The sequence below is a fragment of the Caulobacter sp. Root1455 genome, from assembly GCF_001426905.1.
GTDB lineage: Bacteria > Pseudomonadota > Alphaproteobacteria > Caulobacterales > Caulobacteraceae > Caulobacter.
In genome coordinates, this window is sequence record NZ_LMFQ01000001.1 from 484,771 (window position 1) to 510,219 (window position 25,449).

Below are 25,449 nucleotides of genomic sequence, written 5' to 3' on the forward strand. Positions count from 1 at the left end.
CTAGGCATGGACGAGCTTTCGATCGCCGACGTCCTGGCCGAGGTGGCCGTGCTGGTGAAGCCGTACTTCGGCCGGGGCCGGCCCGCCGACTACATTCCGGAGCTGGCCTGCGTGCCGCCCGGCAAGTTCGGCATGGCCGTGCGGCTGGTCTCGGGCGAGGAGGCGGTGATCGGCGACGCCGACGAGGGCTTCTCGGTCCAGAGCATCACCAAGGTGTTCTCGCTCGGGCTGGCCCTGAACCGCTTCGGCGACGAGGTCTGGACCCGGGTCGGCAAGGAGCCGTCGGGCACGCCGTTCAACCACCTCTCCCAGCTGGAGGCCGAGGCGGGCGTGCCGCGCAACCCGTTCATCAACGCCGGGGCCCTGGCGATCTGCGACCAGCTGATGGACGTGGTCCCGGATCCGGCCGCCCTGGTGCGCGGCTTCGCGGGCTTCCTGGCCGGCGAGAAGGTCGAGATCGACGAGACCGTGGCGGCCTCCGAGCTGGCCAACGCCCACCAGAACCGGGCCATCGCCAACCTGATGCGCGGCAAGGGCACGATCACCCACGATCCCGAGGCCGTGGTCGCCGCCTATTGCCGCCAGTGCGCCCTGACCATGAGCTGCCGACAGCTGGCCCGCGCCATGCTGCCCCTGGCGGCCGGCGGCTTCTCGCCGATCGTCGAGGAGACGATCTTCCCCGAGCGCCTGTCGCGTCGCCTGAACGCCCTGCTGCTGACCTGCGGCATCTATGACAGCGTCGGCAGCTTCGCCTACCGCGTCGGCCTGCCGGCCAAGAGCGGGGTCGGCGGCGGCATCGTGGCCATCGCGCCCGGCAAGGCGGCGATCGCGGTGTGGTCGCCGGAGCTGGACCGCTTTGGCACCTCGGTGGTGGGCACGGCGGCGCTGGAGCGGTTCAGCCAGCTGACCAACTGCTCGGTGCTGTAGGGGCGAAGCTTCCCGAGTTGCGACGGATCAAGGGCCCGGCGGCCAGGGTCTGTCATAGGCGGCGCAGGAGCTCCGCATGACCAAACGCATCCTCGTTCTTCTGGGCCATCCGGACGGCCGCCCCGAACGGTTCGGCAACGCCCTGGCGACCGCCTACGCCGAGGCCGCGACGGCCGCCGGCCACATGGTCCGGCGCATCAACCTGGCCGATGTCGATACGCCCTTTGTCGAGGGGCAGTGGGAGTTCGAGAGCCCGCCGCCGCCGCACATCGTCGCCGTGCAGGAAGACATCCTGTGGGCCGAACACATCGTGCTGCTGTTTCCGCTGTGGCTCGGCGCGACCCCGGCCAGGCTGAAGGCCCTGCTCGAGCAGGTGTTCCGCGCCGGCTTCGGCTTCACGGTCGGTCCCAAGGGCTGGAGCTCCAAGCTGAAGGGACGGTCGGCGCGCCTGGTCGTCACCATGGGCATGCCCGCCTTCGTCTTCCGGCTGGTGTTCGGGTCGCACGGCCTGCTGGCGCTGGACACGGGCGTGCTGAGGCTGGCCGGCCTGTCGCCCGTCCGGAAATCGGTGATCGGCGGGGTCGAGGCGATCGGTCCCAAGGCGCGACTGCGCTGGCTGGCCAAGATGCGGCGCCTGGGCAAGCTGGGCGGCTAGATCGGGTGGCACTGGGGTCATTGAGTCAGATCAAGGCCAACCGCCGTCGACCGCGCGAAGCTTCACCGTTCATGCAACGGAGAGCTTCCATGACACCTTTTCTCGCCCTCGTGCTCGCCGCCTTCGGCGCCTTCATGCTGGCCCTGGCCGTCGGCCAGATCCAGACGGCGCGGGCCGAGCGGGCCAGGAAGCGCTAGGGCATATCGACATTCACGTCCGGTGCGGTGCGTGGTCCTCGTCCTTCGACAGGCTCAGGATGAGGACCCTTCACAAGTCCGGGCTGTAGAAAAATCTCATCCCGAGCCTGTCGAAGGACGAGGTCTCGTGCTGAAGGCTTCCTAGCCCTCGCCCTCGTACCCGACGCCCGTCAGGTACAGCCCGTCGGACGGCGCCACCGGTCCGCAGGCCGTGCGGTCCCTGGCCTCCAGCGCCGCGCGCACGTCGTCGGCGCTCCACCGCCCGACCCCGACCTCGACCAGGGTGCCGGTCATCGACCGCACCTGGCGGTGCAGGAACGAGCGGGCCTCGAACACCAAATGGACCTCGTCGCCGACGCGGAACACCCGGGCTACGTCCAGGGTCTTCAGCGGCGACTTCGACTGGCAGGCCATGTCGCGGAACGTCGTGAAGTCGTGCGGGCCCACCAGGGCCTGGGCGGCGGCGTGCATGGCGTCGGCGTCGATGGGCTTCTTGACGTGCCAGACCTTGCCCTTGTCCAGGGCCGGCGGGGCGCGGCGGTTGAGGATGCGGTACAGGTAGCGTCGCTCATTGGCCGAGAACCGGGCGTGCCAGCCCTCGGGCGCGACGGCGCAGTCCAGCACGCTGACCGCCTCGCGCACCAGGTGGGCGTTCAGCGCGTTCATCACCGTCTCGGCCGGCCAGTCGCGCTCCAGATCGACCTGCACCACCTGGCCCGTCGCATGGACGCCGGTGTCGGTGCGGCCGGCGGCGGCGATGCGGATCGCCTGACCGCTGAAGGCCTTCACCGCCGCCTCGATCGCGCCCTGCACCGACGGCTGCGAGGCCTGGGCCTGGAAGCCGTTATAGGGCCGGCCGTCATATTCGATCGTCAGGCGGTAGCGGGGCATCAGGCCAGGACCGTTCCGGCCGTCAGCGGGAAGCCGCGCACGAAGACCTCGGCGTCCTGGGCCCCCTTGCCCTCGCGCTGGGCCTTGAGCAGGCGCACCGCGCCGTCGCCGCAGGCGATCAGCAGGGCGTCGTCGAGGGCGTGGCCGGGAACGCCCCCCTCTTCGATATCGGCGCCGTCCTCGACCCGCGACAGCAAGGCCTTCACGCGGACCGGGCCCTTGTCCGACGGCGCCTCGAACCAGGCGCCGGGGAACGGCGACAGGCCGCGGATGTGGCGGTCGACCTCGGCGGCCGGGCGGGTCCAGTCGATGCGGGCCTCGGCGGCCTTGATCTTCTTGGCGTAGGTCACGCCCTCTTCCGCCTGCGCGACCTCGCGGGCCCCGCCGCGTTCGATGGCGGCCAGGGCGATCGGCAGCAGGCGCGAGCCGACGGCGGCCAGCTTGTCGTGCAGGGTTCCGGCGGTCTCCAGGGCGTCGATCCGCACCTGTTCGCCCATCAGCACCGGGCCTTCGTCCAGGCCCTCGCTCATCCGCATCACCTGGACGCCGGTCACCGCGTCGCCGGCCATGATCGCGCGCTGGATCGGCGCCGCGCCGCGCCAGCGGGGCAGCAGGCTGGCGTGCAGGTTGAAGCAGCCCAGGCGCGGGGCCTCCAGCACGTCGCGGACCAGGATCTGGCCGAAGGCCACGACCACGGCGGCGTCGAGGTCGAGCGCGCGGAAGGCCTCGATCTCCTCCGGGGTCTTCATCGACGCCGGGGTGCGCACCGGCAGGCCCAGGATTTGCGCGAAAGCGTGGACCGGCGAGGGCTTCAGGTCCTGGCCGCGGCCGCGCGGGGCGGGCGGCTGGGAATAGACGCAGGCGATCTCGTGGCCGGCGGCGACGAGCTCGGCCAGGCAGGCGACGGAGAATTCGGGGGTTCCGAGAAAGGCGAGGCGCATGAGCGTCGTTTAGCCGCCCAGCCCTCCTGGGGAAAGCTTGAGAGTCGGAACCTTCACCATGGACCGCCGTTCTATGAGCGACCTTTCCAAGGAGGAAACGCCATGCGCTCCATCACCCTCTTCGCCGTCGCCGGCTTGGCCGCCCTGTCGCTGGCCGCCTGCTCGGACGAGCACGCCACCCAGATCAAGGAAGGCGCCAAGGCCGCCGGCAGCGAGATCAAGCAGGCCGCCACCGACATCAAGAACGATCCCGACGTCAAGGAAGCCGGCACGGCCCTGAAGGAAAGCACCGAGGAAGCCGCCGCCGACGCCAAGGTCGCGGCCGGCGAGGCGGTCGACAAGGCCAAGGAAGCCGGCGCCAAGGCCGGTCAGGAAACCAAGGAAGCGGCGGCCGACATCAACGCCGACGCCAAGAAGGCCGGCTCGAACGTCAAGAAGGACGTCCACGAGGCGACGAAGTAGGTCTCGGGGTGGAGATGGGGACGCACACTCACGGCAAGGACCGTGACCATACGTCCTCGAACGTGGGGTGAGTGTGTGTCCCCCGCGTCGTCCGCTGAGCCTTAGGCCGCCCGGCGCGCCTTCTTGACCTTGGAAATCGCCCGGTCGCGCTTCAGGCGCGACAGGTGGTCGATGAACAGCACGCCCTTGAGGTGGTCCATCTCGTGCTGGATGCAGACCGCGAACAGTTCCTCGGCCTCTTCCTCGACGGCTTCGCCCTTGTAGTTCAGGTAGCTGATCTTGACCTTGGCCGGCCGCTCGACGGCGTCGTAGACCTCGGGCACCGACAGGCAGCCTTCCTCGTATTCGAACAGCTCTTCGGACGCCCAGGTGATCTTGGGATTGACGAAGTAGCGGGGGGCCGGTTCCTCGCCCTCGCGGGCCAGGTCCATGACGATCACATTGACCAGCTCGCCGACCTGCACGGCCGCCAGGCCGATGCCGGGGGCGTCGTACATGGTCTCCAGCATGTCGTCCATCAGCGCGCGCAGGGCGTCATCGACGGCGGGCACGTCCTTGGAGACTTGCTTCAGGATCGCCAGATCGGCGGCGTTATCGACGGTGAGGATGCGACGGATGGCCATGACGACAGTCAGGTAAGGTCCGCGCGGTTCAGCGTCAAGGCGACGGAAGGGCGCGGGACTACGGAGCTCTGAGCGCGATCATCATCGCGAAGATCTGCCAAGCCAGCACGCAGATGGCGCTGACCAGGATCAAGGCCGGCATGCCCAGGGCCTTCACCCGGCCCTGGAGCAGCTTTTCGAACCGCTCGGTCTCGACGGCCCGCTCGATCTTGGCCTTGCCGTAGGACTTACTGACCAGCACGCCCGTGCGCCGCGCGTTCAGCACGGTCAGGCCCTGGGTCAGCAGCATGTAGAGCGACGCGATGATGGCGCCGGCGCAGGCGAGGAAGATCATGCCGTCAGGCTACGGCTTAGCTTGCAGCCGCGCAACCGCGGGTTCGCCCAAGGCTTCGGGTGAGGCTTCCGGCGCCTCGCTGACCGCCAGCTTGATCAGCGGCCGCACCGACCCCTCGACCGGCGTCAACTCGTCGATATCCTTGCCCTCGTGATCGACCGACAGGTCCTCGAAGCGGCGGGCCTGGGTCAGGACCTGGCTTTCCAGCGAGCCGACGAACTGGTTGTAGCGGCCGACCGCCGCCTCCAGCGCCTTGCCCACCGAGCCGGCGTGGGCCCCCATCACGGCGATGCGCTTGTAGAGCTCGCGGCCCACCGCGACGATGGCGGCGGCGTTCTTGGCCTGGTCCTCGGCCCGCCAGCCGTACGCAACAGCTTTGCAGAGGGCGAACAGGGTGGTCGGGGTGACCAGCAGGACGCGGCGGTCCATGGCCTCGGTCATCAGGTCGGGCAGGCGGTCCAGGGCCGCGGCCAGGAAACCGTCGCCGGGCACGAACATGGCCACGAAGTCGGGCGAGCCCTCGCCGGCGAACTGGTCCCAATAGGCTTTCGCGGAAAGCCCCTGCATGTGGGCGCGGACGCTCGCGGCGTGGCGAACCATGGCGGCTTCGCGCAGAGGCTCCTCGGTGGCCTCCTGGGCCTCGAGGAAGGCGTTCAGCGAGCACTTGGCGTCGATCACGAACACCCCGCCGCCGGGCATTTTCACCTTCACGTCGGGGCGACGACGGCCCTCGTCGCTCTCGACGCTGAACTGCTCCTCGAAATCGAAGCGGTTGTTGAGGCCGGCGGCCTCCAGGACATTACGCAAAGTCTGCTCGCCCCACCGGCCCTGGACGCCGGCCCCGCGGCGCAGGGCGGCCGACAGCTTGCGGGCCTCGAACTGGGTGGCGGTCGAGGCCTCCATCAGGGCGGCGATCTGGGCCTTGAGCCCGCCGGTCTCCTCGGCGCGGGCCTTCTCGACGGCGGTGACCTGGGCCTCGAACTTGGCCAGGGTCTCGGCCACGGGCTTGAGCTGGGCTTCCAGCCGCTGCTGGCTCAGCAGTTCGCGGCTCTTGAAGTTCTCCTCGGTGCGCTTGATCAGCGCCTCGGCCACGGTGTTGGCGGTCATGGTCGCCTGCTGGGCGGCCTGGGCGCGGATCAGCTCGCCCTGGGTGGCCGTCTGGTCCTCCAGCAGCCGGGCCCGCTCGTCGGCCTGGACCAGCTTGGCGTTCAGCTCCCAGGCCCTGGCCTCGGCGGCGCCGGCGCGGCGCATGGCCCAAACGGCGACCGCGGCGGCGGCGATGGCCACGACCAGCAGGACCAGGGCGAGGATCAGGAACGGATCGGAGAAGTTCATGCTCCGTTCTTAGCCGGAGTCGCGTTCGCAAGGAAGCCGCGCACTTGCCCCCTACGGGTCGCTTCGCGACCGTCTTCCCCCATTAGGGGGAAGAGGAGCCGTGGCGAAACGCGCGTCCTCCGCCCCCTATGGGGGCGGACAGACCGCGAAGCGGTCAGGTGGGGGCAAGTGGGTGAGCCACTAAGCCGGCCTACGCGCCCGCAACGCCTGGGCGATGGTCCCGTCGTCCAGCCAGTCCAGGTCTCCGCCGACCGGCACGCCGCGCGCCAGCATGGTCACCGAGACGCCGGTCGGCGCCAGGCGGTCGGCCAGGTAGTGGGCCGTGGTCTGGCCGTCGACCGTGGCCGGCAGGGCCAGGATCACCTCGGCGATCTCGCCGCCGCCGGCGCGGGCCAGCAGCTCGCTCACCCGCAGCGCCTCGGGGCCCACGCCGTCCAGGGCCGACAGCAGCCCGCCCAGCACGTGGTAGCGGCCCTTGAACGACTGGCCGCGCTCCATGGCCCACAGCGAGCCGACCTCCTCGACCACGCAGATCAGGCGCGGGTCGCGCGAGCCGTCGGCGCAGATGGCGCACGGGTCGGAGGTGTCGAGCGAGCCGCACACCGAGCAGGTGCGCACCTTGGCCTGGGCGTCGACCAGGGCCGCCGTCAGCGGGGCCAGCAAGGTGTCGCGCTTCTTCAGCAGGGCCAGGGCCGCCCGCCGGCCCGAGCGCGGACCCAGGCCCGGCAGCTTGGATAGCAGAGCGATCAGGCGCTCGATCTCGGGTCCGGCGGAGGCGGCCATCAGGGCTTCGCGACCCGGGTGACCTGCGAATAGACCACCCGCCACTGACCATCGCGTTTGGCCCAGGTGTCGACGAAGCGCACGACCAGGGCGAAGCGCTGGCCGCCGTCCGCGCCCGTCATGTTGACCCGGCCGCCCAGCAGGGCGGTGTCGCCGAACACCTTCTCGACCGGCTCTTCGATCGTGAACGGGTCCAGCTTGAACCCCGGAGCCACATAGTCGGCGATCAGCCGCGCCTTGTCCTGGACCTGGCCCGCGCCGTTGACCAGCACGTAGTCGTCGGCGACCAGCCGCTCCAGCCCCGCGCGGTCGCCGTTCACCTGGGCCGCGTCATAGGCATGGGCGGCGGCGGCCAGGTCGGCCGGCAGGGGCGCGGCGAACCCAGCCCCCGGAGCAGTCAGCGCGAGGGCGAACAGGGCGGTGCGAAGGTGGAGCATCGGGGTCTCCGTGCGGACTGGGCGCGAGCCTAGAACTTCATGCCGGGCAGGCCGCCCATCATGCCGGCCATCGGACCGGCGGCTTCCTGCAGAAGTTGGTCGCGCTGGGCGTCGAGCTTGGACTTGGCGACGGCGTGGGCGGCGACGACCAGGTCGGCGATCACCTCGCCCTCGCCCGGCTCGACCAGGCTCTCGTCCAGCACCACCTTCACCAGCTCGCCCGAGCCCTTGAGCGTGACGGTGACCATGCCGCCGCCGGCGGTTCCCTCGGCCGTCAGTTCCAGGGTCCTGGCCTGGGCTTCGGCCAGCTTCTGCTGCATGGCCTGGGCCTGCTTCATCAGGCCGCTGAGGTCTTTCATCTGACTAGCTCCATTTTCCCTGTCATCCCGGAAACGGCGAAGCCGTTATCCGGGACCGCCGGAAGCGCCGGCGTTCACGCGTCGGTCCCGGATCGGCGGCCCTGCGGGCCTTGTCCGGGATGACACCGTTTAAGTCTCTTCCAACTCGTCCGGCTCGATCGGCGGCGCCTCGGGCGTCATGATCTTGCGGACCTCGATGATTTCCGCGCCTGGGAAGGCGTCCAGCACCGAGGCGACGAACGGGTCGGCCTTGATCGAGGCCATCTCCTCGCGGTCCTCGCGCTTCTGGCGTTCCAACAGGCTCTCGGCCCCGCCGCCGCCCTCGGCCGCCACCAGCCAGGGCTGGCCGGTCCATTCCTTCAGCGCGCGGACCAGCCGGCCGGCCAGGTTGCCGGGCGCGCCGGGGGCCGGTTCGAAGGTGATCGCCCCGGGCCGGAAGCTGATCGGGCGGACATATTGCTCGACGTCCAGGCGCAGGCCGATGTCGCGCTTCTCGGCGATCAGCTTCACGACGTCTTCGAACGACGCCAGGGTCGGCGCGGCCTGGGCGGCCGGGGCGGCCATCACCCGGGCCTGGGCGTTGACGGCCCCGCCCTGAGCGCCGCCGCTGAACGAACCGCCGCCACCGCCGCTGGGACCACCACCCACCGGTTGGCCGTCGCGCAGGGCCTTCAGGGCTTCCTCGGGACCGGGCAGGTCGGCGGCGTAGCACAGGCGGATGATCGCCATCTCGGCCGCGGCCATGGCGTCGGGCGCGCGGCGCACCTCCTCATGGGCCTTCAGCAGCATCTGCCACAGGCGCGACAGGGTGCCGGCCGAGGTCTGGGCCCCGATCGCGGTCAGGCGCGCGGCCTGCTCCTTGGGCATCGACAGGACGTCCGGCCCCAGGGCCTTGGCCACCGAGGCGGCGTGGCAGTGGTCCAGCAGGTCGAGCATGATCACCGCCGGGTCGGCCCCGAAGCCCCACAGGGCGCGGAAGCCCTTCAGCGACTCGCCCGGCTTGCCGCTCATGACGTTCTCGAACAGGGCGATCGTCTGGCCGCGGTCGGCCAGGCCCAGCATGTCGCGGATCACGGCGGCGGTGACGGCCGAACCGCGCTCGCCCTGGACGATGGCCTGGTCCAGCAGGGACAGGCCGTCGCGCACCGAGCCCTCGGCGGCGCGGGCGATCAGGGCCAGGCCGTCTTCCTCGACCTTGGCCCCTTCCTTGGCGGCGATCTTGGCGAAGTGCTTGACCAGCACGTCGGGCTCGACCCGGCGCAGGTCGAAGCGCTGGGTGCGCGACAGGATCGTCACCGGAACCTTGCGGATCTCGGTGGTGGCGAAGATGAACTTGGCGTGCGGCGGCGGCTCTTCCAGCGTCTTCAGCAGGGCGTTGAACGCCGCCGTCGACAGCATGTGCACTTCGTCGATGATGTAGACCTTGTAGCGCGCCTCGACCGGGGCGTAGCGCACCCCGTCCAGCAGCTCGCGCATCTCGTCGACCTTGGTGCGGCTGGCGGCGTCCAGCTCCAGCACGTCCATGTGCCGGCCCTCGACGATGGCCTTGCAGTGGCGGCCGTCGACGGTCAGGTCGACCGACGGCTGGTGGACGGTGTCGGTCTCGTAGTTCAGCGCCCGGGCCAGCAGGCGGGCGGTCGTGGTCTTGCCGACGCCCCGCACGCCGGTCAGCATGAAGGCGTGGGCGATCCGGCCCGTGGAGAAGGCGTTGGCCAGGGTGCGGACCATGGCCTCCTGGCCGATCAGGTCCTCGAAGGTGCGCGGCCGGTACTTGCGCGCCAGCACGGTGTAGGCGGCGCCGGACTCTTCCTGGGACGCGCCGGCCGACGGTTCGGCGACGACGACGGGCGCGGCCGGAGCCGCGACGACGGGCGGCGACGCCTCGGACCCTTCAGGGGCCGGCGGCGCGCCGAAGATGTCGGCGGTGTTCTCGTCGCGCTCGGGAGCGTCTTCATCCCACGGCGGCGCGGAATCGGTGGTGAGGTCGTCGTGGTCGGCCATGGCGGGAGTGTAGTGTGCGGAAGGGCGCAGCAAAAGGCTGACGCCACGGTTGGCGCGCAGAAGCTGACAGATTTTAGGGAAAGGTGGAGACCGGCAGACGACCCGGAGCGAAACTCGTTGTGGCTGCTGCCTCTCGGCCCTGACCAGGTTGGCGAGGACTCCGCCCGTCGCCGATCTCCAAGGCCTATATCGCGACTCATCGTGACGGATGCAAGACACGATGCGCGGGCTCGTGACGACTCTTCGTCGCGGATGCTACAGAATCCCCATGGCCCTTTCGATCATCACCAACATCTTCGCCGGCAATCCGCTCGACCGCGCCAGCGAGCGCCGGGGCGACGAAGCCTGGCTGGCCGAGAAGGCCGACGACCCGCACTCGCTGGCGGTCGCCATCTGGAACGGCAAGGCCCTGGTCGAGGACGTCGTCGGGGACGAGGGCAAGGTGACCGGCGCCCAGATCGCCTATCTGCGGGCCGACATGGCCAAGGACCTGGCCGCCACGCCCGAGCGGCTGCTGTTCCTGGGCCTATGGAAGGACATCGCGGTGTTCGCCGTCGACCTGGAGGGCGGGGCCGATCCGGCCGAGGGGCCGTTGCAGGGCCTGGGCCGGTTCGAGGAGCTGCGCGGCGTCGCCCTGACCCTGCCGCCGCCCGACGCCGGCATCCTGGCCACCGCCAAGTCGATGTTCGAATGGCGGCGCAAGCACAAGTGGTGCAGCAACTGCGGCCAGGAGACGGCGGTCAGCGACGGCGGCTGGAAGCGGCACTGTCCGGCCTGCCAGGCCGAGCACTTCCCGCGCACCGACCCGGTGGCGATCATGCTGGCCCTGCACGACGGCAAATGCCTGCTGGGCCGCCAGGCCGGCTGGCCGCCGGGGATGTACTCGGCGCTGGCCGGCTTCCTGGAGCCCGGCGAGACCATCGAGGAGGCCTGCGCCCGCGAGCTGAAGGAAGAGGCGGGCCTGACCGCCACCGCCGTCCGCTACCACTCCAGCCAGCCCTGGCCGTGGCCATCGTCGCTGATGATGGGCCTTATGGCCGATGTCGACAGCGACGCCGCCGCCCCGGACCAGACCGAACTGGAAGCGGTGAAGTGGTTCACCAAGGACGAGGCCAAACTGCTGATCAAGGGCGAGCTGGAAGGCTTCTTCGCCCCCCCGCCCCTGGCCATCGCCCATCAGCTGATCAAGGCCTGGGCGGAGGGGGAATAACGGCCCTCCCCCTGTGGGGGAGGCGGTCGCGAAGCGACCGGTGGGGGGAGTTTCAGGGCGTCGGATCCTGGAACCGGCCAGTCGCCGAACACTCCCCCCTCCGTCGGCTTCGCCGACACCTCCCCCACGGGGGGAGGACCTGGGTTCCGGCTTCGCCTACCCGAACAGCACCATCAGCTCCCGCGCGACCATCACCGCCAGGGCGATCGTCGACAGCGCGAACACCAGGAACCGCAGGGTCACGGCGTTGACGCTGACCTGCACCAGGCTGTGGACCACCCGCAGCGCCACATAGAGCCAGGCCAGGTGCAGCGCCCAGCCGTCCGCGTGGCCGGCCACCTGGATGGCCAGGGCGGCGGCGTAGAAGATGGTCGGCTGCTCCATCAGGTGGTTGTAGTTGTCGGCCGCGGCGCGAACCCCGGCGGGCAGGACGTTCAGGCTGCCCGGAAAGGCCGCGTCCTGCGGCTTGATCCCGGCCTTGCTCATCGCCGGAATGCGGCGGACGTACATCCACAGCCAGATCACCAGCGACCAGGCCACCAGCGCCATCACCGGCGCGATCATCGTGTTCATCGTCATTCCCTCCCCGGCCCCTTGCTGGGACCTTGGCGGGGAGGTTAGGCGCCGAACGCGAAATTAGCGAAGCTTGCCGTTCGGGAAGGCCTTGCGTCCCTCGAGGCTCGGCTGCGCCTCGCACCTCAGGATGAGGAAATCAGCAACGGCATTCCTCATCCTGAGGCGCCCGCGAAGCGGGCCTCGAAGGACGCGGGGCGCCTACACCCGATCCCGGAACGGATCGGCCGGATAGACGCCCAGGACCTCGAACTTCTCGGAGAAGAACTTCAGCTCGTCGAAGGCCAGGGCCAGGGGGCGGTCCTCGGGGCGGCCGTCGACCTCGGCGTAGAAGAAGGTGGCCGTGAAGGCCCCGCCCTCCATGTAGCTTTCCAGCTTGGTCATGTTGACGCCGTTGGTCGCGAAGCCGCCCAGCGCCTTGTAGAGGGCGGCCGGCAGGTTGCGGACCTTGAACACGAAGCTGGTCACGCAGCGATGGGTGAACGGCGGCGCCTCCGGCTTGGCGTCAGCCGTCATGACCAAGAACCGCGTGGTGTTGTTGCGCTCGTCCTCGATGTCGCGGGCCAGGATGTCCAGGCCGTAGATCTCGGCGGCCAGGGCCGGGGCCACGGCGGCGCGGGTCGGGTCGGGCTTCAGGGCCAGGGCCTTGGCGGCGCCCGCCGTGTCGCCGGCGCTTTCGTGGGCCAGGCCCAGCTTTTTCAGGTTATGCCGGCACTGGCTAAGCGCGATCGGCATCGAGGTGGCGATCTTCACCTGATCCAGCTTGACGCCCTTGTTGGCCATCAGCTGGAAGCGGATCGGCTTGAAGCGCTCGCCGACGATCTTCAGGCCCGAGGCCGGCAGCAGGTGGTGCACGTCGGCCACGCGACCGGCGATCGAGTTCTCGATCGGGATCATGCCCAGCTGGCAGGCGCCGGTCTTGATGGCCTCGAACGCTTCCTCGAAGGTGGCGCAGGGCACGGCCTCGTAGTCGGGAAAATAGGTGCGGCAGGCCTCGTGGCTGTTGGCGCCGGGTTCGCCCTGGAAGGCGATCTTCTTGAGGATGCTCATGCTCTATTCCCGGCGGCGTAGGCTCGCGCCGCCTCGAGGTCGGAAGGATTGTCGACGGAGATCGGGGCCTCGGCGGCCACGGCGGCGCGCAGGGACAGGCCCAGCTCCATGGCCCGCAGCTGCTCCAGCTTCTCGCGCTTCTCCAGCGGCGAGGGCGGGGCGGCGTTGAAGGCCTCCAGGGCGGCGCGGCGATAGCCGTAGATGCCGATGTGCCGCCAGATCGGCGCGTCGCCGTACAGGGTGGAGCGGGTGAAATAGAGCGCCCGGCCCGACAGGCCGTCCTGCGCCATGGCCAGCACGGCCTTGACCACGTCGGGATTGGACCGGTCGGCCGGCGAGGCCTCCGGCGCGACGACGGTGGCGATGTCGCAGTCGGGATGGGCGCTCAGGAGGTCGGCGCAGGCGCTCAGCACCGAGGGCTGCACGAACGGCATGTCGCCCTGCAGGTTGATGACCACGTCGTGGCGGCGTTCGGGATCCAGCACCTCGAGGGCCGCCAGGATGCGGTCCGAGCCCGAGGGCAGGCCCGGATCGGTCAGCACCGCCTGGCCGCCGGCCTGCTTGACCGCGTGGACGATGGCGATGTCGCCCGCCGCCACCGCCACCGGACCGATTCCCGCCGCCTGGGCCTGACGCAGCACGCGCACGATCATCGGCGCCCCGCCGATGTCGGCCAGGGGCTTGTCGGGGAGCCGAGTGGCCGCCATGCGGGCCGGAATGACGACGATGGGGTTCATGAAAGGCCGATGCGGGTCAAAACCGTTGCTGCCCAGTTGCGCCCCGGGCGGTAGCGTGTAAGAGACGCGAGCGCAACATGGAGCGCGCGGGGGAAACCTCCGGGCGCGGATTTCGGGCCTGTCTTCAGACGGCCCCCAAGAGGCTGGTAAGGCTTTAGATGAGCGACCTGACGTTCAACAAGATCTTCGGCGGCGTCCTAATGACGGGCCTGATCATTTTCGGCCTCAAGGAAGCGTCGGACATCGTTTTCGCCAAGCACGAGCTGGAAAAGCCGGGCTACGAAATCGCCGTGGCCGAAGAGGCCGGCGCCGGCGGCGCCGCGGCCGAGGTCGCGCCCGACTGGGGCAGCGTTCTGACCCCGGCCAATGTCGAGCTGGGCAAGGCCGTCAGCGCCAAGTGCGCCTCGTGCCACAACTTCACCGCCGAGAATCACACGGGCCCCGGCCTGTTCGGCGTGGTGGGCCGCAAGCCCGGCAGCCACCCGGGCTTCGCCTATTCGCCGGCCATGACCGATTTCGGCGGCAAGAACCCCGTCTGGGACTACGACCACCTCGACACCTTCCTGAAGGCGCCGGGCAAGGACGTCTCGGGCACCAAGATGACGTTCGTCGGCCTGAAGAAGCAGGAAGACCGGATCGCCATGATCGCCTACCTGCACAGCCTGGGCTCGACCCTGCCGATCCCGGCGCCGAAGCCGGCCGGCGCGACGCCGGCCGCCGCCGCCACGGGCTCCACCCCGGCGGGCGCGACCGCTCCGGCTCCGGCCGGCGCTGGGGCTCCGGCCGCCGGCCAGCCGACCACGCCGGCCCCGGCCGCCGCCAAGTCCTGATCGCCTTCAGGTCCGACCAAGATCAATAGGCCGCGAAGTTCGCTTCGCGGCCTTTTTCTTTGCCGTCTTTCCAGGCGCCCCAGGCCTTGTGAAACCGCCCGCAGCAAAGCTGGCTTGCCGCCTTTTCCCATTCCGTGAGTAGGGTATCGAACCGCACCGCTTCACCGGAACCGTTCGATCATGACGTCTCGCCCGCTGGCCCAACTTGGACGTCTTGGCGTCCTCGCCGCGCTGCTGATCGCCGCTCCCGTCTCGGCGTTCGCCGCCAAGGCGCCGACCGTGGCCCTGAAGTCGCTGGCCGAACTGCCGACGCCCCTGCCCTATCCCTATGACGAAAAGGCCGACGCCGAGGCCGACGTCGCCGCCGCGATCAAGAAGGCCAAGGCCCGTCACAAGCTGGTGCTGATCGACCTGGGCGGCAATTGGTGCGGCGACTGCCGGGTGTTCGCCGGCATGATCGAGCAGCCCGACCTCAAGGCCTTCGTCGACAAGCACTACGAGGTCGTGACCGTCAATGTCGGCCGCTACGACCACAACATGCAGATTCCCGCCCGCTACGGGATCGACAGGCTGAACGGCGTGCCGACCTTCCTGGTGGTCGACACCAAGGGCAAGCTGGTCAATCCCGACGCCCTGTTCGCCCTGACCGACGCCCGCCACATGACGCCCCAGTCGCTGGCCGACTGGCTGGCCCGGTGGCCGAAGTGATTGTCATCCCGGACGAGCGCGCGGCGCGAAGATCCGGGACCGACGCCTGAGCGCCAGCGTTTCCGGCGGTCCCGGATAACGGCTTCGCCGTTTCCGGGATGACAAGCGTTTTTGCTGACTAAGGCCGTCGCCACCCCGTGACCGGACCTCCGCCCGCCGCCTCGACGCGGGCGATCGCCTCGGCCAGGGGTTCGACCGCGACGGCCATGTGGTGGGCGTTGGCGTGCAGGATGGTCTCGGCGTCCAGCAGGATCGCCACGTGGCCCTTCCAGAACACCAGGTCGCCGCGCCGGCGCGCCTCGGCCGCGATCGGCGCGAAGAAGGCCAGCTGCAGGTCGGTGTCGCGCGGGACCGCCTTGCCGCAGGCCGCCAGGGCCTGCTGCACCAGGCCCGAGCAGTCCAGGCCCAGCGATTCGCGCCCGCCCCACTGGTAGGGCGCGCCGAGATAGCCCTCGGCCACGGCCACATGGTCGGTCAGGGCCACGCCGACCGGCGACAGGTGGGCGGCGACGAACCAGCCCGTGCCCTCGCCCTTGGCGAACCGGCCCTCGGTCGCCTCGATCGCGGTCAGGGCGTTCAGCGAATAGAGGCCCACGGGCCGCGATTTGATGTTCGGTTCGGCGAAGGCGTAGGTGCGCGGGACCGCCACCTGGTGGGTGGCCGGCGCGCCCGGGGCGGCCAGGTCGGCCTCGGCGACGAAGCCGACATAGCCGTCGCGCGCCGCCTGGCCCCAGGCGAAGCCGTCCTGGACGTCCAGCACCCGGAACAGCTCGCCGAACAGCAGCTGGTCCCATTGCTCGGCCATCGGGTCGGCGGCCTTGCGCAGGGCGGCGGTCGGAACCGCGACCTGGCGCGGGGTCGGAGCCTCGTAGCGTCCGGCGGCGACCAGGCCTTGCAGATCGAGATCCGCCAGGTCGGGGCGGGCCAGGGTCAGTCTTGGATCTCTTGGGCGCGGATCGTTCATGCCTGAGCCTTCGGGAAGCGCGACTTCAGCATGCCGTAGAGCCCCCGGATCACCTGGGCCTCGCCGCCCGACGCGAAGCCCGGCCGGGCCTTGGGATTCCAGGCGAAGATGTCGAAATGCGCCCAGACGCCGGTGGCGGGCGCGAAGCGCTGCAGGAACAGGGCCGCGGTCACCGAGCCGGCCTGGGCCCAGCCGTCGGGATCGTTCTTGAGGTCGGCGATGTCGCCCTCGATCGCCTCCCGGTACCCATCCCACAAGGGCATGCGCCAAACCGGGTCGCAGGCCTCGCGCGCGCCCTCCTCGATCTCCAGGGCCAGGTCGTCGTCGGGGGTGTAGAACGGGATGACCTGCGGGCCCAGCGCCACGCGGGCCGCGCCGGTCAGGGTGGCCAGGTCGAGGGTCAGCACCGGCTTCAGCTCGGCCGCCCGGGTCAGGGCGTCGGCCAGGATCAGCCGGCCCTCGGCGTCGGTGTTGCCGACCTCGACCGTCAGGCCCGAGCGGGTGGCCAGCACGTCGCCGGGCCGCATGGCGTCGCCGGCGATGGCGTTTTCGACGGCCGGGACCAGCACGGTCAGGGCCACGGGCAGGCCGGCGGCCATCACCATCCGCCCCAGGGCCAGGGCGTGGGCGGCGCCGCCCATGTCCTTCTTCATCAGCCGCATGCCGCCGGACGGCTTGATGTCCAGGCCGCCGGTGTCGAACACCACGCCTTTTCCGATGATCGCTACGCGAGGGTGGGCTCCATCGCCCCAGGTCAGCTCCAGCATGCGCGGGGCGCGGGCCGGGACGGCGGCGCGGCCGACGGCGTGGACGGCGGGATAGTTCTGGTCCAGCAGGTCGTCGCCCGTGATCACCTCCAGGGTCGCGCCGTGGCGCTCGGCGATCTCGCGGGCGATGGTCTCGATCTGCAGCGGGCCCATGTCGTTGGCCGGGGTGTTGACCATGTCGCGGGCCAGGGCGCAGGCGTGGGCGACGGCGTGGACCTCGTGCAGATCGACATTCTCGTCCGCGACCAGTCGTCGCGGCTCATCTCCGGTCCGGGGCCGATAGCGGTCGAACTTGTAGGCCCCCAGCGCGAAGGCCAGGGCGATCTGGCCGGCGTCGAAGCCGTCGGGGACCGCCGCCAGGCGGTAGTCGCCGGCCGGCAGCCGGCTCGGCAGTGCCCGGAACAGCATGGCCTCGGCCTTGTCGCGGGTCCCCAGGCCCAGCAGCACGCGATCCACGGCCCCTTGCGGCGTCGGCAGAACCAGCACCTGGCCGGCCTTGGCCTTGAAGTCCTCCAGGGCCACGAAGCCCTTCACGAAGCTGGGCCGCGCCTCGACGAAGGCGGCCAGCTCGGACTCGTACAGGCAGTGGATGGGCGTCGGCGCGCCGTCCTCCGAAGCGCGGGACGAGGAGGCGATGATCGGTTCCGACATGGACGCGCCCTGCAGGGGGGTGGAAATTATGCTTAACGATTCCTTGAGGGCCGCGCGCGAGGATGCGGGACCGTCGGGAGATCCCTCTTCATGTGTCGCAAGCGCGCGCTCCTCGCAACCGTTCTCGCCCCGATCTTGCTGATCGGCGTGTCGGCTCACGCCGCCGACAAACGGGCCAAGCCCGCGCCCGAGGCCGCGTCCGTCGCCGCGCCCGCCTTCGCCGCGGCTGGGGCGCCGCGCAAGGCCAGCCCGGCCGAACGGGCCGAGATGCGCCGCGCCGATCCCCTGACCCGCATGGCCTTCTGGTCGACCGAAGCCGAGCGCGACGGCCGCGACGTCGAGGCGGGCGTGGGCCTGGCCCAGGCCCTGCGCGCCCTGGGCCGCTATGACGAGGCCGCCGACGCGGCGGCCCGCCTGCTGATCGTCGTTCCCGACAACTATGACGCCCTGATGGAATCGGCGCGGGCCAACGTGGCGCGCGGCCAGGGCTTCTACGCCATCGAGCCGGGCCGCAAGGCCGCGGCCCTGCAGCCGCGCGACTGGCGGCCGCTGTCGCTGCTGGGCGTGGCCTACGAGCAGGCCAAGCGCGACGACGAGGCCCTGGCCGCCCACCGGCAGGCCGTGGCCCTGGCCCCGAGCGAGGCGGTCCCCCTGACCAACCTGGCCATGCACCTGGCCTCGGCCGGCGACCTGAAGGGGGCCGAGGCCGCCCTGCGCCAGGCCGCCGCCCTGCCCACCGCCACCATCCAGGTGCGCCAGAACCTGGCCCTGGTGGTCGGCCTGCAAGGCCGCCTGGACGAGGCCGAGAAGCTGGCCCGTCAGGACCTGCCGCCGGAGTCGGTCGACAACAACCTGGCCTGGCTGCGCGCCGCCATCGGCCAGGAAAGCACGACACGCTCGTGGACCGCCGTGAAGGCGGGCGGCTAGCAAACCTTTCAGTCTCGACCGCGCGACACGCGATCCGGAGCCGCCAGACCGCGCTCCGGATTTGACACCGCTCGCCGCCGTCGTTACTTGCTCTTGCGAATCATTATCGATTGCAAGAGGGGACTTCATGACCACGATCCTGCGCGCCCTGCTTCTGGCCGGCGCTTCCGTCGCGGCCGTGTCATGGGGCGGCTCCGCCCTGGCCGACGACACCGCCTCCGCCGACGCCGACATCTTGGAAAACCAGGTGGACGGCTTGGTCGTCACGGGCGCGCGCACCCGCACCTCGGCCGTGACCGGCCTGGACATGAGCCTGCGCGAGACGCCGCAATCGGTGACGATCCTCGACCAGGCGCGCATCCGCGACTTCGGCCTGACCAGCGTCCACGACCTGCTGGCCCAGGTGACCGGCGTCAATGTCGAGAAGGTCGAGACCGACCGCACCTATTACAACTCGCGCGGCTTCGACATCACCAACTTCCAGGTCGACGGGATCGGCCTGCCGCTGATCTGGGGCATCCAGTTCGGCGACCTGGACACCGTGCTGTTCGACCGCGTCGAGGTGGTGCGCGGCGCCAACAGCATGATGACCGGCGCCGGCAATCCCTCGGCCACGGTCAACTACGTGCGCAAGCGCCCGACCGACGGCTTCCAGGCCGCCGGGGCCCTGCAATACGGCTCGTGGGAGGACTATCGCCTGGAGGCCGACGTCGCGGGTCCGCTGAACGCCGCGGGCACGGTGCGCGGCCGGCTGATCTACGCCAACGAGGACAAGGGCTCGTACCTCGACCACCACCACGTCAATCGGAACGTCTATTCGGCCTTGCTGGCCTGGGACGTCACGCCCAGGCTGACCGCCACCGCCGGCTATTCGCTGCAGGACAACCGCTCGCGCGGCGTGCTGTGGGGCGCCCTGCCGCTGAACTATTCGGACGGAACGCCGGTGGACTACCCGTCCTCGGCCTCGACCTCGGCCGACTGGACCTACTGGAACGTCAGGGACCAGACGGCCTTCACGGAGCTGGACTACAAGTTCGACAACGGCTGGAAGATCAAGGCCACGGCCACCTACAAGCGCTTCGACGAGAAGGCCAAGCTGCTCTACGCCTACGACAGTCCCGATCCGGTCACCGGCCTGGGCGTGAAGGGCATGAGCGGGATCTACCCGTCCAAGTACAGGAACTACATCCTGGACGCCTACGCCTCGGGGCCGTTCCAGCTGTTCGGCCGCACCCACCAGCTGGTGGTCGGCGGCCAGACCTCCAAATCGACCGGCCTGGAGTGGGAGAACTTCTCCGGCGATGCGATCGTCTATCCCGACGTGCGCCTGTGGGGCTCGCGACAGGTCGCCGAACCGACCTATCCGGGCGAGTATCTGGCTTCCGACCAGACCGACCGCCTGTCGCGCTTCTACGCCGCCGCCCACTTCAGCGTCACCGACCCGTTCAAGATCGTGGCCGGCTTCAACGCCCTGAAGCTGAAGTCGAAGGGCTATTCCTACGGCACGGACACCCCGCGCGACGAGGAGAAGGTCAGCCCCTATGTCGGCGGCGTCTACGACCTGAACCAGAACGTTTCGCTCTACGCCAGCTACACCGACATCTTCAATCCGCAGTCCGAGGTCGACATCGACCACCAGACCCTGTCCGCCGCGCACGGCAAGGCCTACGAGGCCGGGGTCAAGAGCGAGTGGTTCGACCACCGTCTCTACCTGACGGGCGCGGTGTTCAAGTCCGAGCAGGGCGGCCTGGCCGAATACGCCGGCGACTTTCCGAACGGCCAGAGCTACTACGCCGGCATCGACACCGAGGTGACCGGCTACGAGCTGGAAGCCAGCGGCGCGCTCACCGACCTGTGGACGCTCAGCGCCGGCTGGACCCGGCTGAAGGTCGAGGGCGAGAACGGGCAGCCGACGCGCGCCTACCTGCCGCGCAAGACCTTCAAGGCCGCCACGACCTACACCTTCCCCTCGGCGCGCAACCTGAAGGTCGGAGCGGCGGTGCGCTGGCAGAGCGAGGTCTCGATGGTCGACATCGCGCCGGTCGAGCAGGACGCCTACGCCGTCGTCGACCTGATGGCCGGGATCGACCTGACCGAAAAGGTGCGCGCCACGCTCAACGTCGATAACGCCGCCGACAAGAAATACCTGACCAGCCTGATGTGGAACCAGTCCTACCACGCCGCGCCGCGCAGCGCTTCGCTGCGGCTCGACTTCGCGTTCTGAGGCCGGTCATGGACGCCCAGACCCCGGATCTCGATCTCGCCGCGAACCCCTCCCAGGCGCCCGAACCCTCGGGCGCGGCCCGTTTCGCGCCGCCGGCGCTGCGGCCGATCCTGACCTTCCTTCACCGGTGGGTCGGGTTGTTCATCGCCGGGTTCCTGTTCGTCTCGGGCGTCACCGGCGCCGTGATCTCGTGGGATCACGAGCTGGACGACGTGCTCAATCCGCACCTGATGTTCGCCCGATCCAGCCAGGCGGGGGCCAAGGACGGCCCTGCCCTGCCGGCCCTGGACCTGGCGCGGCAGATCGAGGCGCGCGATCCGCGCGTGCAGGTCACCTATCTGCCCCTGGCCCCGGAGCCGGGCGGAACCCTGGCCTTCGGGGTCGGGCCCAGGCGCGACCCCGCCACCGGCAAGCTGTTCGATCCCCACTACAACCAGGTCTTCATCGACCCGGCGACCGGCGCCGAGCAGGGCCGGCGCGAATGGGGCGCGGTGTGGCCGATCACCGGCGAGACCTTCGTCTCGTTCCTCTACGTGCTGCACTACAGCCTGCACATTCCGGAGATGTGGGGGACCGACCGCTGGGGGATCTGGCTGCTGGGCGGGGTCGCGATCCTGTGGACGCTGGACTGCTTCGTGGGCTTCTACCTGACCCTGCCCCCGCGCCAGAAGAGCGCCCCGAAAGCCGCGCGCCAAAAGGGGGGACGCGGTTTCTGGGCCCGCTGGAAGCCGGCCTGGATGATCAAGACCTCGGCCAGCGCCTACCGGATCAATTTCGACATCCACCGGGCCTTCGGCCTGTGGTTGTGGGGCGTGCTGTTCACCGTCGCGTTCACCGCCTTCTCGCTGAACCTCTACGGCGAGGTGTTCTATCCGCTGATGTCGAAGGTCTCGAAGGTGACGCCCAGCCCGTTCGACCTGCGCAAGCCGGCCGACATCCATTCGCCGATCATCGCCGCGCGCACCTATGACCAGGTGCTGGCCTCGGCCCGGATCGAGGCGGCGAAGCGCGGCTGGCGGGCGCCGGCGGGCGGGGCGTTCTACTCGCCCGAATACGGCATTTACGGCGTGGCCTTCCACGCGCCGGGCGGCGACCACGGCGCCGCCGGCGTGGGTCCGCCCTATCTCTATTATGACGGCAAGACCGGGGCCCTGCTGGGCGCTTCCCAACCCTGGAAAGGCACGGCGGCCGACATCTTCGTCCAGGCGCAGTTTCCGCTGCATTCGGGCCGGATCCTGGGCCTGCCGGGCCGGATCCTGATCTCGCTGACCGGCTTGGTCGTGGCGGCGCTCAGCGTGACCGGCGTGGTCATCTGGCTGCGCAAGCGCAAGGCGCGCGTGGCGCGGCGCAGGCCGCGTCCGCTCCCTAGCGGTGCTTCATCACGTCCTGGATCTTGATGATCGCCGGACCCATGATCACGATGAACAGCACGGGCAGGAAGAACAGGATCATCGGCACGGTCAGCTTGGCCGGCAGGGCGGCGGCCTTCTTCTCGGCGGCCGACAGCCGCAGGTCGCGGTTTTCCTTGGCCATCACCCGCAGGGCCGTGCCCAGCGGGGTGCCGTAGCGTTCGGCCTGGATCATGGCGGTGACCACCGAGCGGATGCCGGGATGGTTGGTCCGCCGGGCCAGGCCCTCGTAGGCCAGGCGGCGTTCGGGCAGGTAGCTGAGCTCGGCGGTCAGCAGGCCCAGCTCCTCGGCCAGCTCGATCGAGGCCCCGCCGACCTCGGCGCCGACCTTGGCGATCGCCGCCTCGATCGACATGCCGCTTTCGACGCAGATCAGCATCAGGTCCAGGGCGTCGGGAAAGGCCCCGACGATCGACTCGCGGCGCTTCTGGGCGATGTTGGAGATGTAGAGGTTGGGCGCGTAGTAGCCCGCCCCCAGGGCGAAGACGCAGGCGGCGATCTTCTGCATCGGCAGCAGGCCGAAGTCGTTGATCACATAGAGGTAGAACGCCGCCACCACCGCGAACACGAACGGCATCACGAAGCGGAAGAAGTAGAAGGTCGAGACCGGCTTGGGGCCGCGGAAGCCGGCCTGGGCCAGCTTGTCGACGACCTTGGGATCCTCCAGCAGCTTGGACAGCTGCAAGCGGTCGACGACGTTCTTGTACATCCCCTCGTCGGCGTGGCGCAGGGTGCCGCCGCCGCTCTTCTGGGACATGGCCTCGCGCGAGCGGCGGCGCAGCTCCTCGCGGCGGTTGGCCACCGACTTCAGCCGGCCCTCCAGGCCGTTGCTGCTGAGCATCGGCGAGGCCAGGGTGACGATGGTGGCGAACACCACGATCGCGATGAAGGCGCTGAACAGATTCTGGGGATTGGTGAGCATCTCGATCATGGTCGCCTCCCCTAGAACTTGAAGTTGATCATCTTGCGCATCACGAAGATGCCCACGCTCATCCAGAAGCCGGCGATCATCAGCATGAAGTGGCCGCGCTGGTCGCTGAACATCGGCGCCATGTAGGTGGGCGCGGTGACCGAGATCATCACGACGACGCCGGGCGGCAGGCTGCCGATGATGAAGGCCGAGGCCACGGCTTCGGCCGACAGGGCCTTGATCTTCTCGGCCATCAGCTTGCGGGCCCGCAGCACGGTCGACAGGTTGCCCAGCGCCTCGGCCAGGTTGCCGCCGGTCTTGGCCTGGATGGTCAGGACGATGGTGAAGAAGCGCAGCTCGTTGGTCGGCATGCGCTCGTACATGCGCTCCAGCGCCTGCTCCATCGACATGCCCATGCCGGTGTTCTCGGTCAGGATGCGGAACTCGCCGGCCAGGGGCTCGGGGCATTCCTTGCCGATGATCTTCAGGCAGTCATGGACGGGCAGGCCCGACTTGATGCCGCGCACGATGATGTCGATGGCGTCGGAAAAGGCCTCGGTGAACTTCTTGGTGCGGGCCTTGGCCAGCATGCCGACCACCCAGCGCGGCAGGCCCAGGCCCGCGGCGAAGGCCGCGCCCAGCGCGATCAGCGGCATCTGGCGCAGCACCAGCAGCACCACGCCGACCAGCAGACCGACGACCCCGCTGATGATCCAGAACATCTGGACGTTGTCGCCCAGGCCGGCGGCGCGCAGGCGCGCGGCGATGCTCAGCGAGGCCTTCTTCTTCTCCTGATCCTGTTCCTTGAGCGTCTTGAGGATCTGCTTTCGGCGGGCGTCGGGAGTGTTGGCGGCCGCCTTGGCCCGGGCGGCCACGCTGGTGCGGTCGCCGCCGGTGATCAGCTGGGCGCGCTTGACGGTCTTGGCCGAGCCGCCGTCGCCGCCGCCGGCCAGCACGAAGCCGAGCCCCGCGATGGTGATGAAGCCAAGGACGCCGGCGAGGATGAACAGCATCGCCTATTCCGCCGCGTCGAGGGCTTCGGCCAGCTCGCGCTCGAGGCCGTAATAGCGGGCGCGGTCCCAGAAGCGCGGGCGGCCGATGCCGGTCGAGCGGTGCTTGCCCACCACCTTGCCGTCGGCGTCCTCGCCGCTGATCTCGTAGACGAACAGGTCCTGGGTGACGATCACGTCGCCTTCCAGCCCCACCACCTCGGTGATGTGGGTGATCCGGCGCGAGCCGTCGCGCAGGCGGGCGGCCTGGACGATGACGTCGACCGAACCGACGATCATCTCCTTGATGGTCTTGGAGGGCAGGCCGTAGCCGCCCATGGTGATCATGCTCTCGATCCGGCTGATCGCCTCGCGCGGGCTGTTGGCGTGCAGCGTGCCCATCGAGCCGTCGTGGCCGGTGTTCATGGCCTGCAGCAGGTCGAAGGCCTCCGGGCCGCGGACTTCGCCGACGATGATCCGCTCGGGACGCATGCGCAGGCAGTTCTTGACCAGGTCGCGCATGGTCACCGCGCCCTGGCCTTCCAGGTTGGGCGGCCGGGTTTCCAGGCGCACCACGTGCGGCTGCTGCAGCTGCAGTTCGGCCGCGTCCTCGCAGGTCACCACCCGCTCGGTCGGGTCGATGAAGGCGGTCATGGTGTTGAGCAGGGTGGTCTTGCCCGAGCCGGTGCCGCCGGAGATGACGATGTTGCAGCGGCAGGCGCCGATCACGCCCAGAACCCGCGCCCCCTCGGGGCTGATCGACGCGTAGTCGACCAGGTTCTTCATCGTCAGCTTGTCCTTCTTGAACTTCCGGATGGTCAGGGTGGGACCATCCAGCGCCAAGGGCGGGGCGATGACGTTGACGCGGCTGCCGTCGGGCAGGCGGGCGTCGCAGATCGGGCTGCTCTCGTCGACCCGCCGGCCGACCTGGCTGACGATCCGCTGGCAGATGTTCATCAGCTGCAGATTGTCGCGGAAGCGCACATTGGTCAGCTGGACCTTGCCGCCGACCTCGATGAACACCCGGTGGGCGCCGTTGACCATGATGTCGGCGATGTCGTCGCGGGCCAGCAGGGGCTCCAGCGGGCCGTAGCCGAGGACGTCGTTGATGATGTCCTGGACCAGGTGCTCCTGCTCGGACACCGACATCGAGACGTTCTTGATCGCCACCAGCTCGGCGACGATGTCGCGGATCTCCTCGGCCGCCGCTTTCAGGTCCAGCTGGGCCAGCTGGGAAAGGTCGATGGTGTTGAGCAGGGCGTTGAAGATCGTGGTCTTGGTGGCGTGGTAGTAGTCGCTCTGCTCGCGGACCACGTTGGCGGTCGGCGGCGCGCCTTGGGCGGCGCGCAGCTGCTCCAGGCCGTTGGTGGCCTTGGGACCGACGGCCTTGGTCGGAACGGCGCCCGGGGCCGCCGCCGAGGCGGCGGGGACGCCCGATTCATTGGCGGGGTCGACGCGTTGCGGACGCGTGGCGATGGCCGGCGCGCCCGTCGAGACGGGCGGGGGCGCCTGCTCCGTGCGGACGGCGGCGGCCTGATCGCGCTTGCCGAACATG

At 69.7% G+C, this 25,449-nt stretch carries 26 protein-coding genes and 1 other RNA gene; 9 read left to right on the plus strand and 18 right to left on the minus strand.

Features of this window, described 5'->3' with window-relative positions:
- Window positions 1-6 precede the first annotated feature (6 nt).
- Complete coding sequence (locus ASD21_RS02070; RefSeq protein ID WP_056435933.1) at window positions 7-927, plus strand: glutaminase; 921 nt, start codon at window positions 7-9, stop codon at window positions 925-927.
- A 76-nt stretch (window positions 928-1,003) separates the two neighbouring features.
- Window positions 1,004-1,582, plus strand: a complete 579-nt coding sequence (locus ASD21_RS02075; RefSeq protein ID WP_056435936.1) for an NAD(P)H-dependent oxidoreductase — start codon at window positions 1,004-1,006, stop codon at window positions 1,580-1,582.
- A gap of 338 nt (window positions 1,583-1,920) precedes the next feature.
- On the opposite strand, the gene truA is transcribed toward ASD21_RS02075, so the two are convergent.
- The gene (gene truA, locus ASD21_RS02080; protein WP_056435939.1) at window positions 1,921-2,670 is read right to left on the minus strand and encodes a tRNA pseudouridine(38-40) synthase TruA; all 750 of its coding nucleotides are present in this window, start codon (window positions 2,668-2,670) and stop codon (window positions 1,921-1,923) included.
- Complete coding sequence (fmt, locus tag ASD21_RS02085) at window positions 2,670-3,611, minus strand: methionyl-tRNA formyltransferase (RefSeq protein WP_056435942.1); 942 nt, start codon at window positions 3,609-3,611, stop codon at window positions 2,670-2,672. Before fmt ends, truA begins: the two co-directional genes overlap by 1 nt.
- A 102-nt stretch (window positions 3,612-3,713) precedes the next feature.
- Here fmt and ASD21_RS02090 point away from each other — a divergent pair, with 102 nt between their 5' ends.
- On the plus strand, window positions 3,714-4,073 hold the full coding sequence (locus tag ASD21_RS02090; RefSeq protein WP_056435944.1) for a hypothetical protein: 360 nt from the start codon (window positions 3,714-3,716) through the stop codon (window positions 4,071-4,073).
- 101 nt (window positions 4,074-4,174) lie between these two features.
- On the opposite strand, the gene def is transcribed toward ASD21_RS02090, so the two are convergent.
- The 8 genes from def to ffs all read right to left on the minus strand — a co-directional run bounded on the left by def (window position 4,175) and on the right by ffs (window position 10,122).
- Complete coding sequence (def, locus tag ASD21_RS02095) at window positions 4,175-4,696, minus strand: peptide deformylase (protein ID WP_056435946.1); 522 nt, start codon at window positions 4,694-4,696, stop codon at window positions 4,175-4,177.
- Window positions 4,697-4,754: 58 nt separating this feature from the next.
- Window positions 4,755-5,030 (minus strand): hypothetical protein, encoded by a 276-nt coding sequence (locus ASD21_RS02100; protein ID WP_056435948.1) that lies wholly within the window; start codon window positions 5,028-5,030, stop codon window positions 4,755-4,757.
- A gap of 9 nt (window positions 5,031-5,039) precedes the next feature.
- Window positions 5,040-6,365: a DNA recombination protein RmuC gene (locus ASD21_RS02105; protein WP_056435950.1), complete on the minus strand. Its 1,326-nt coding sequence runs from the start codon at window positions 6,363-6,365 to the stop codon at window positions 5,040-5,042.
- Window positions 6,366-6,545: 180 nt separating this feature from the next.
- Window positions 6,546-7,148 (minus strand): recombination mediator RecR, encoded by a 603-nt coding sequence (gene recR, locus ASD21_RS02110; protein WP_056435953.1) that lies wholly within the window; start codon window positions 7,146-7,148, stop codon window positions 6,546-6,548.
- Window positions 7,148-7,585: a nuclear transport factor 2 family protein gene (locus tag ASD21_RS02115; RefSeq protein WP_056435956.1), complete on the minus strand. Its 438-nt coding sequence runs from the start codon at window positions 7,583-7,585 to the stop codon at window positions 7,148-7,150. Before ASD21_RS02115 ends, recR begins: the two co-directional genes overlap by 1 nt.
- A 29-nt stretch (window positions 7,586-7,614) precedes the next feature.
- On the minus strand, window positions 7,615-7,944 hold the full coding sequence (locus ASD21_RS02120) for a YbaB/EbfC family nucleoid-associated protein (protein WP_056435959.1): 330 nt from the start codon (window positions 7,942-7,944) through the stop codon (window positions 7,615-7,617).
- A gap of 129 nt (window positions 7,945-8,073) precedes the next feature.
- Window positions 8,074-9,945, minus strand: a complete 1,872-nt coding sequence (locus ASD21_RS02125; protein ID WP_056435961.1) for a DNA polymerase III subunit gamma/tau — start codon at window positions 9,943-9,945, stop codon at window positions 8,074-8,076.
- Between the two features lie 84 nt (window positions 9,946-10,029).
- Window positions 10,030-10,122, minus strand: an RNA gene (gene ffs, locus ASD21_RS23180) — signal recognition particle sRNA small type.
- A 91-nt stretch (window positions 10,123-10,213) separates the two neighbouring features.
- On the opposite strand from ffs, the gene nudC reads away from it, so the two are divergent.
- The gene (nudC, locus tag ASD21_RS02130) at window positions 10,214-11,155 is read left to right on the plus strand and encodes an NAD(+) diphosphatase (protein WP_056435963.1); all 942 of its coding nucleotides are present in this window, start codon (window positions 10,214-10,216) and stop codon (window positions 11,153-11,155) included.
- Window positions 11,156-11,311: 156 nt separating this feature from the next.
- Here the strand turns inward: nudC and ASD21_RS02135 are convergent, their stop codons facing one another.
- The 3 genes from ASD21_RS02135 to ASD21_RS02145 all read right to left on the minus strand — a co-directional run bounded on the left by ASD21_RS02135 (window position 11,312) and on the right by ASD21_RS02145 (window position 13,515).
- Window positions 11,312-11,728, minus strand: coding sequence for an MAPEG family protein (locus tag ASD21_RS02135; protein ID WP_056435964.1), 417 nt, complete (start codon window positions 11,726-11,728; stop codon window positions 11,312-11,314).
- A gap of 201 nt (window positions 11,729-11,929) precedes the next feature.
- On the minus strand, window positions 11,930-12,778 hold the full coding sequence (locus tag ASD21_RS02140) for a prephenate dehydratase (RefSeq protein WP_056435965.1): 849 nt from the start codon (window positions 12,776-12,778) through the stop codon (window positions 11,930-11,932).
- Complete coding sequence (locus ASD21_RS02145) at window positions 12,775-13,515, minus strand: 3-deoxy-manno-octulosonate cytidylyltransferase (RefSeq protein ID WP_056435968.1); 741 nt, start codon at window positions 13,513-13,515, stop codon at window positions 12,775-12,777. Before ASD21_RS02145 ends, ASD21_RS02140 begins: the two co-directional genes overlap by 4 nt.
- A 158-nt stretch (window positions 13,516-13,673) precedes the next feature.
- Between ASD21_RS02145 and ASD21_RS02150 the strand changes: the two genes are divergently transcribed.
- Window positions 13,674-14,345 (plus strand): c-type cytochrome, encoded by a 672-nt coding sequence (locus ASD21_RS02150; protein WP_056435971.1) that lies wholly within the window; start codon window positions 13,674-13,676, stop codon window positions 14,343-14,345.
- A 180-nt stretch (window positions 14,346-14,525) separates the two neighbouring features.
- Window positions 14,526-15,053 carry a thioredoxin family protein gene (locus ASD21_RS02155; protein ID WP_056435974.1) on the plus strand — a complete coding sequence of 176 codons (528 nt, stop codon included), beginning with the start codon at window positions 14,526-14,528 and terminating at the stop codon, window positions 15,051-15,053.
- A gap of 118 nt (window positions 15,054-15,171) precedes the next feature.
- Here the strand turns inward: ASD21_RS02155 and ASD21_RS02160 are convergent, their stop codons facing one another.
- Together ASD21_RS02160 and ASD21_RS02165 are read right to left on the minus strand one after the other, a co-directional pair.
- Window positions 15,172-16,017: a C40 family peptidase gene (locus tag ASD21_RS02160; protein WP_056435977.1), complete on the minus strand. Its 846-nt coding sequence runs from the start codon at window positions 16,015-16,017 to the stop codon at window positions 15,172-15,174.
- Window positions 16,014-17,435 carry a leucyl aminopeptidase family protein gene (locus ASD21_RS02165; RefSeq protein ID WP_056435980.1) on the minus strand — a complete coding sequence of 474 codons (1,422 nt, stop codon included), beginning with the start codon at window positions 17,433-17,435 and terminating at the stop codon, window positions 16,014-16,016. Before ASD21_RS02165 ends, ASD21_RS02160 begins: the two co-directional genes overlap by 4 nt.
- Window positions 17,436-17,525: 90 nt before the next feature.
- On the opposite strand from ASD21_RS02165, the gene ASD21_RS02170 reads away from it, so the two are divergent.
- The 3 genes from ASD21_RS02170 (at window position 17,526) to ASD21_RS02180 (ending at window position 21,983) form a co-directional block, all read left to right on the plus strand.
- Window positions 17,526-18,362: a tetratricopeptide repeat protein gene (locus ASD21_RS02170; protein WP_056435983.1), complete on the plus strand. Its 837-nt coding sequence runs from the start codon at window positions 17,526-17,528 to the stop codon at window positions 18,360-18,362.
- A 127-nt stretch (window positions 18,363-18,489) separates the two neighbouring features.
- Complete coding sequence (locus tag ASD21_RS02175; RefSeq protein WP_056435986.1) at window positions 18,490-20,586, plus strand: TonB-dependent siderophore receptor; 2,097 nt, start codon at window positions 18,490-18,492, stop codon at window positions 20,584-20,586.
- Window positions 20,587-20,594: 8 nt separating this feature from the next.
- The gene (locus tag ASD21_RS02180; RefSeq protein ID WP_156390540.1) at window positions 20,595-21,983 is read left to right on the plus strand and encodes a PepSY-associated TM helix domain-containing protein; all 1,389 of its coding nucleotides are present in this window, start codon (window positions 20,595-20,597) and stop codon (window positions 21,981-21,983) included.
- Here ASD21_RS02180 and ASD21_RS02185 read toward each other — a convergent pair.
- Genes ASD21_RS02185 through ASD21_RS02195 form a run of 3 tightly spaced genes read right to left on the minus strand, consistent with a single transcriptional unit; the run spans window position 21,952 to window position 25,448 of the window.
- Entirely contained in the window at window positions 21,952-22,926 is a 975-nt protein-coding gene (locus ASD21_RS02185; RefSeq protein WP_056435989.1) for a type II secretion system F family protein, read from the minus strand. The two genes, ASD21_RS02180 and ASD21_RS02185, sit on opposite strands and share 32 nt — an antisense overlap.
- A gap of 11 nt (window positions 22,927-22,937) precedes the next feature.
- On the minus strand, window positions 22,938-23,918 hold the full coding sequence (locus tag ASD21_RS02190) for a type II secretion system F family protein (RefSeq protein WP_056435991.1): 981 nt from the start codon (window positions 23,916-23,918) through the stop codon (window positions 22,938-22,940).
- 3 nt (window positions 23,919-23,921) lie between these two features.
- Window positions 23,922-25,448, minus strand: coding sequence for a CpaF family protein (locus tag ASD21_RS02195; RefSeq protein WP_056435994.1), 1,527 nt, complete (start codon window positions 25,446-25,448; stop codon window positions 23,922-23,924).
- Between the last annotated feature and the right edge of the window lies 1 nt (window position 25,449).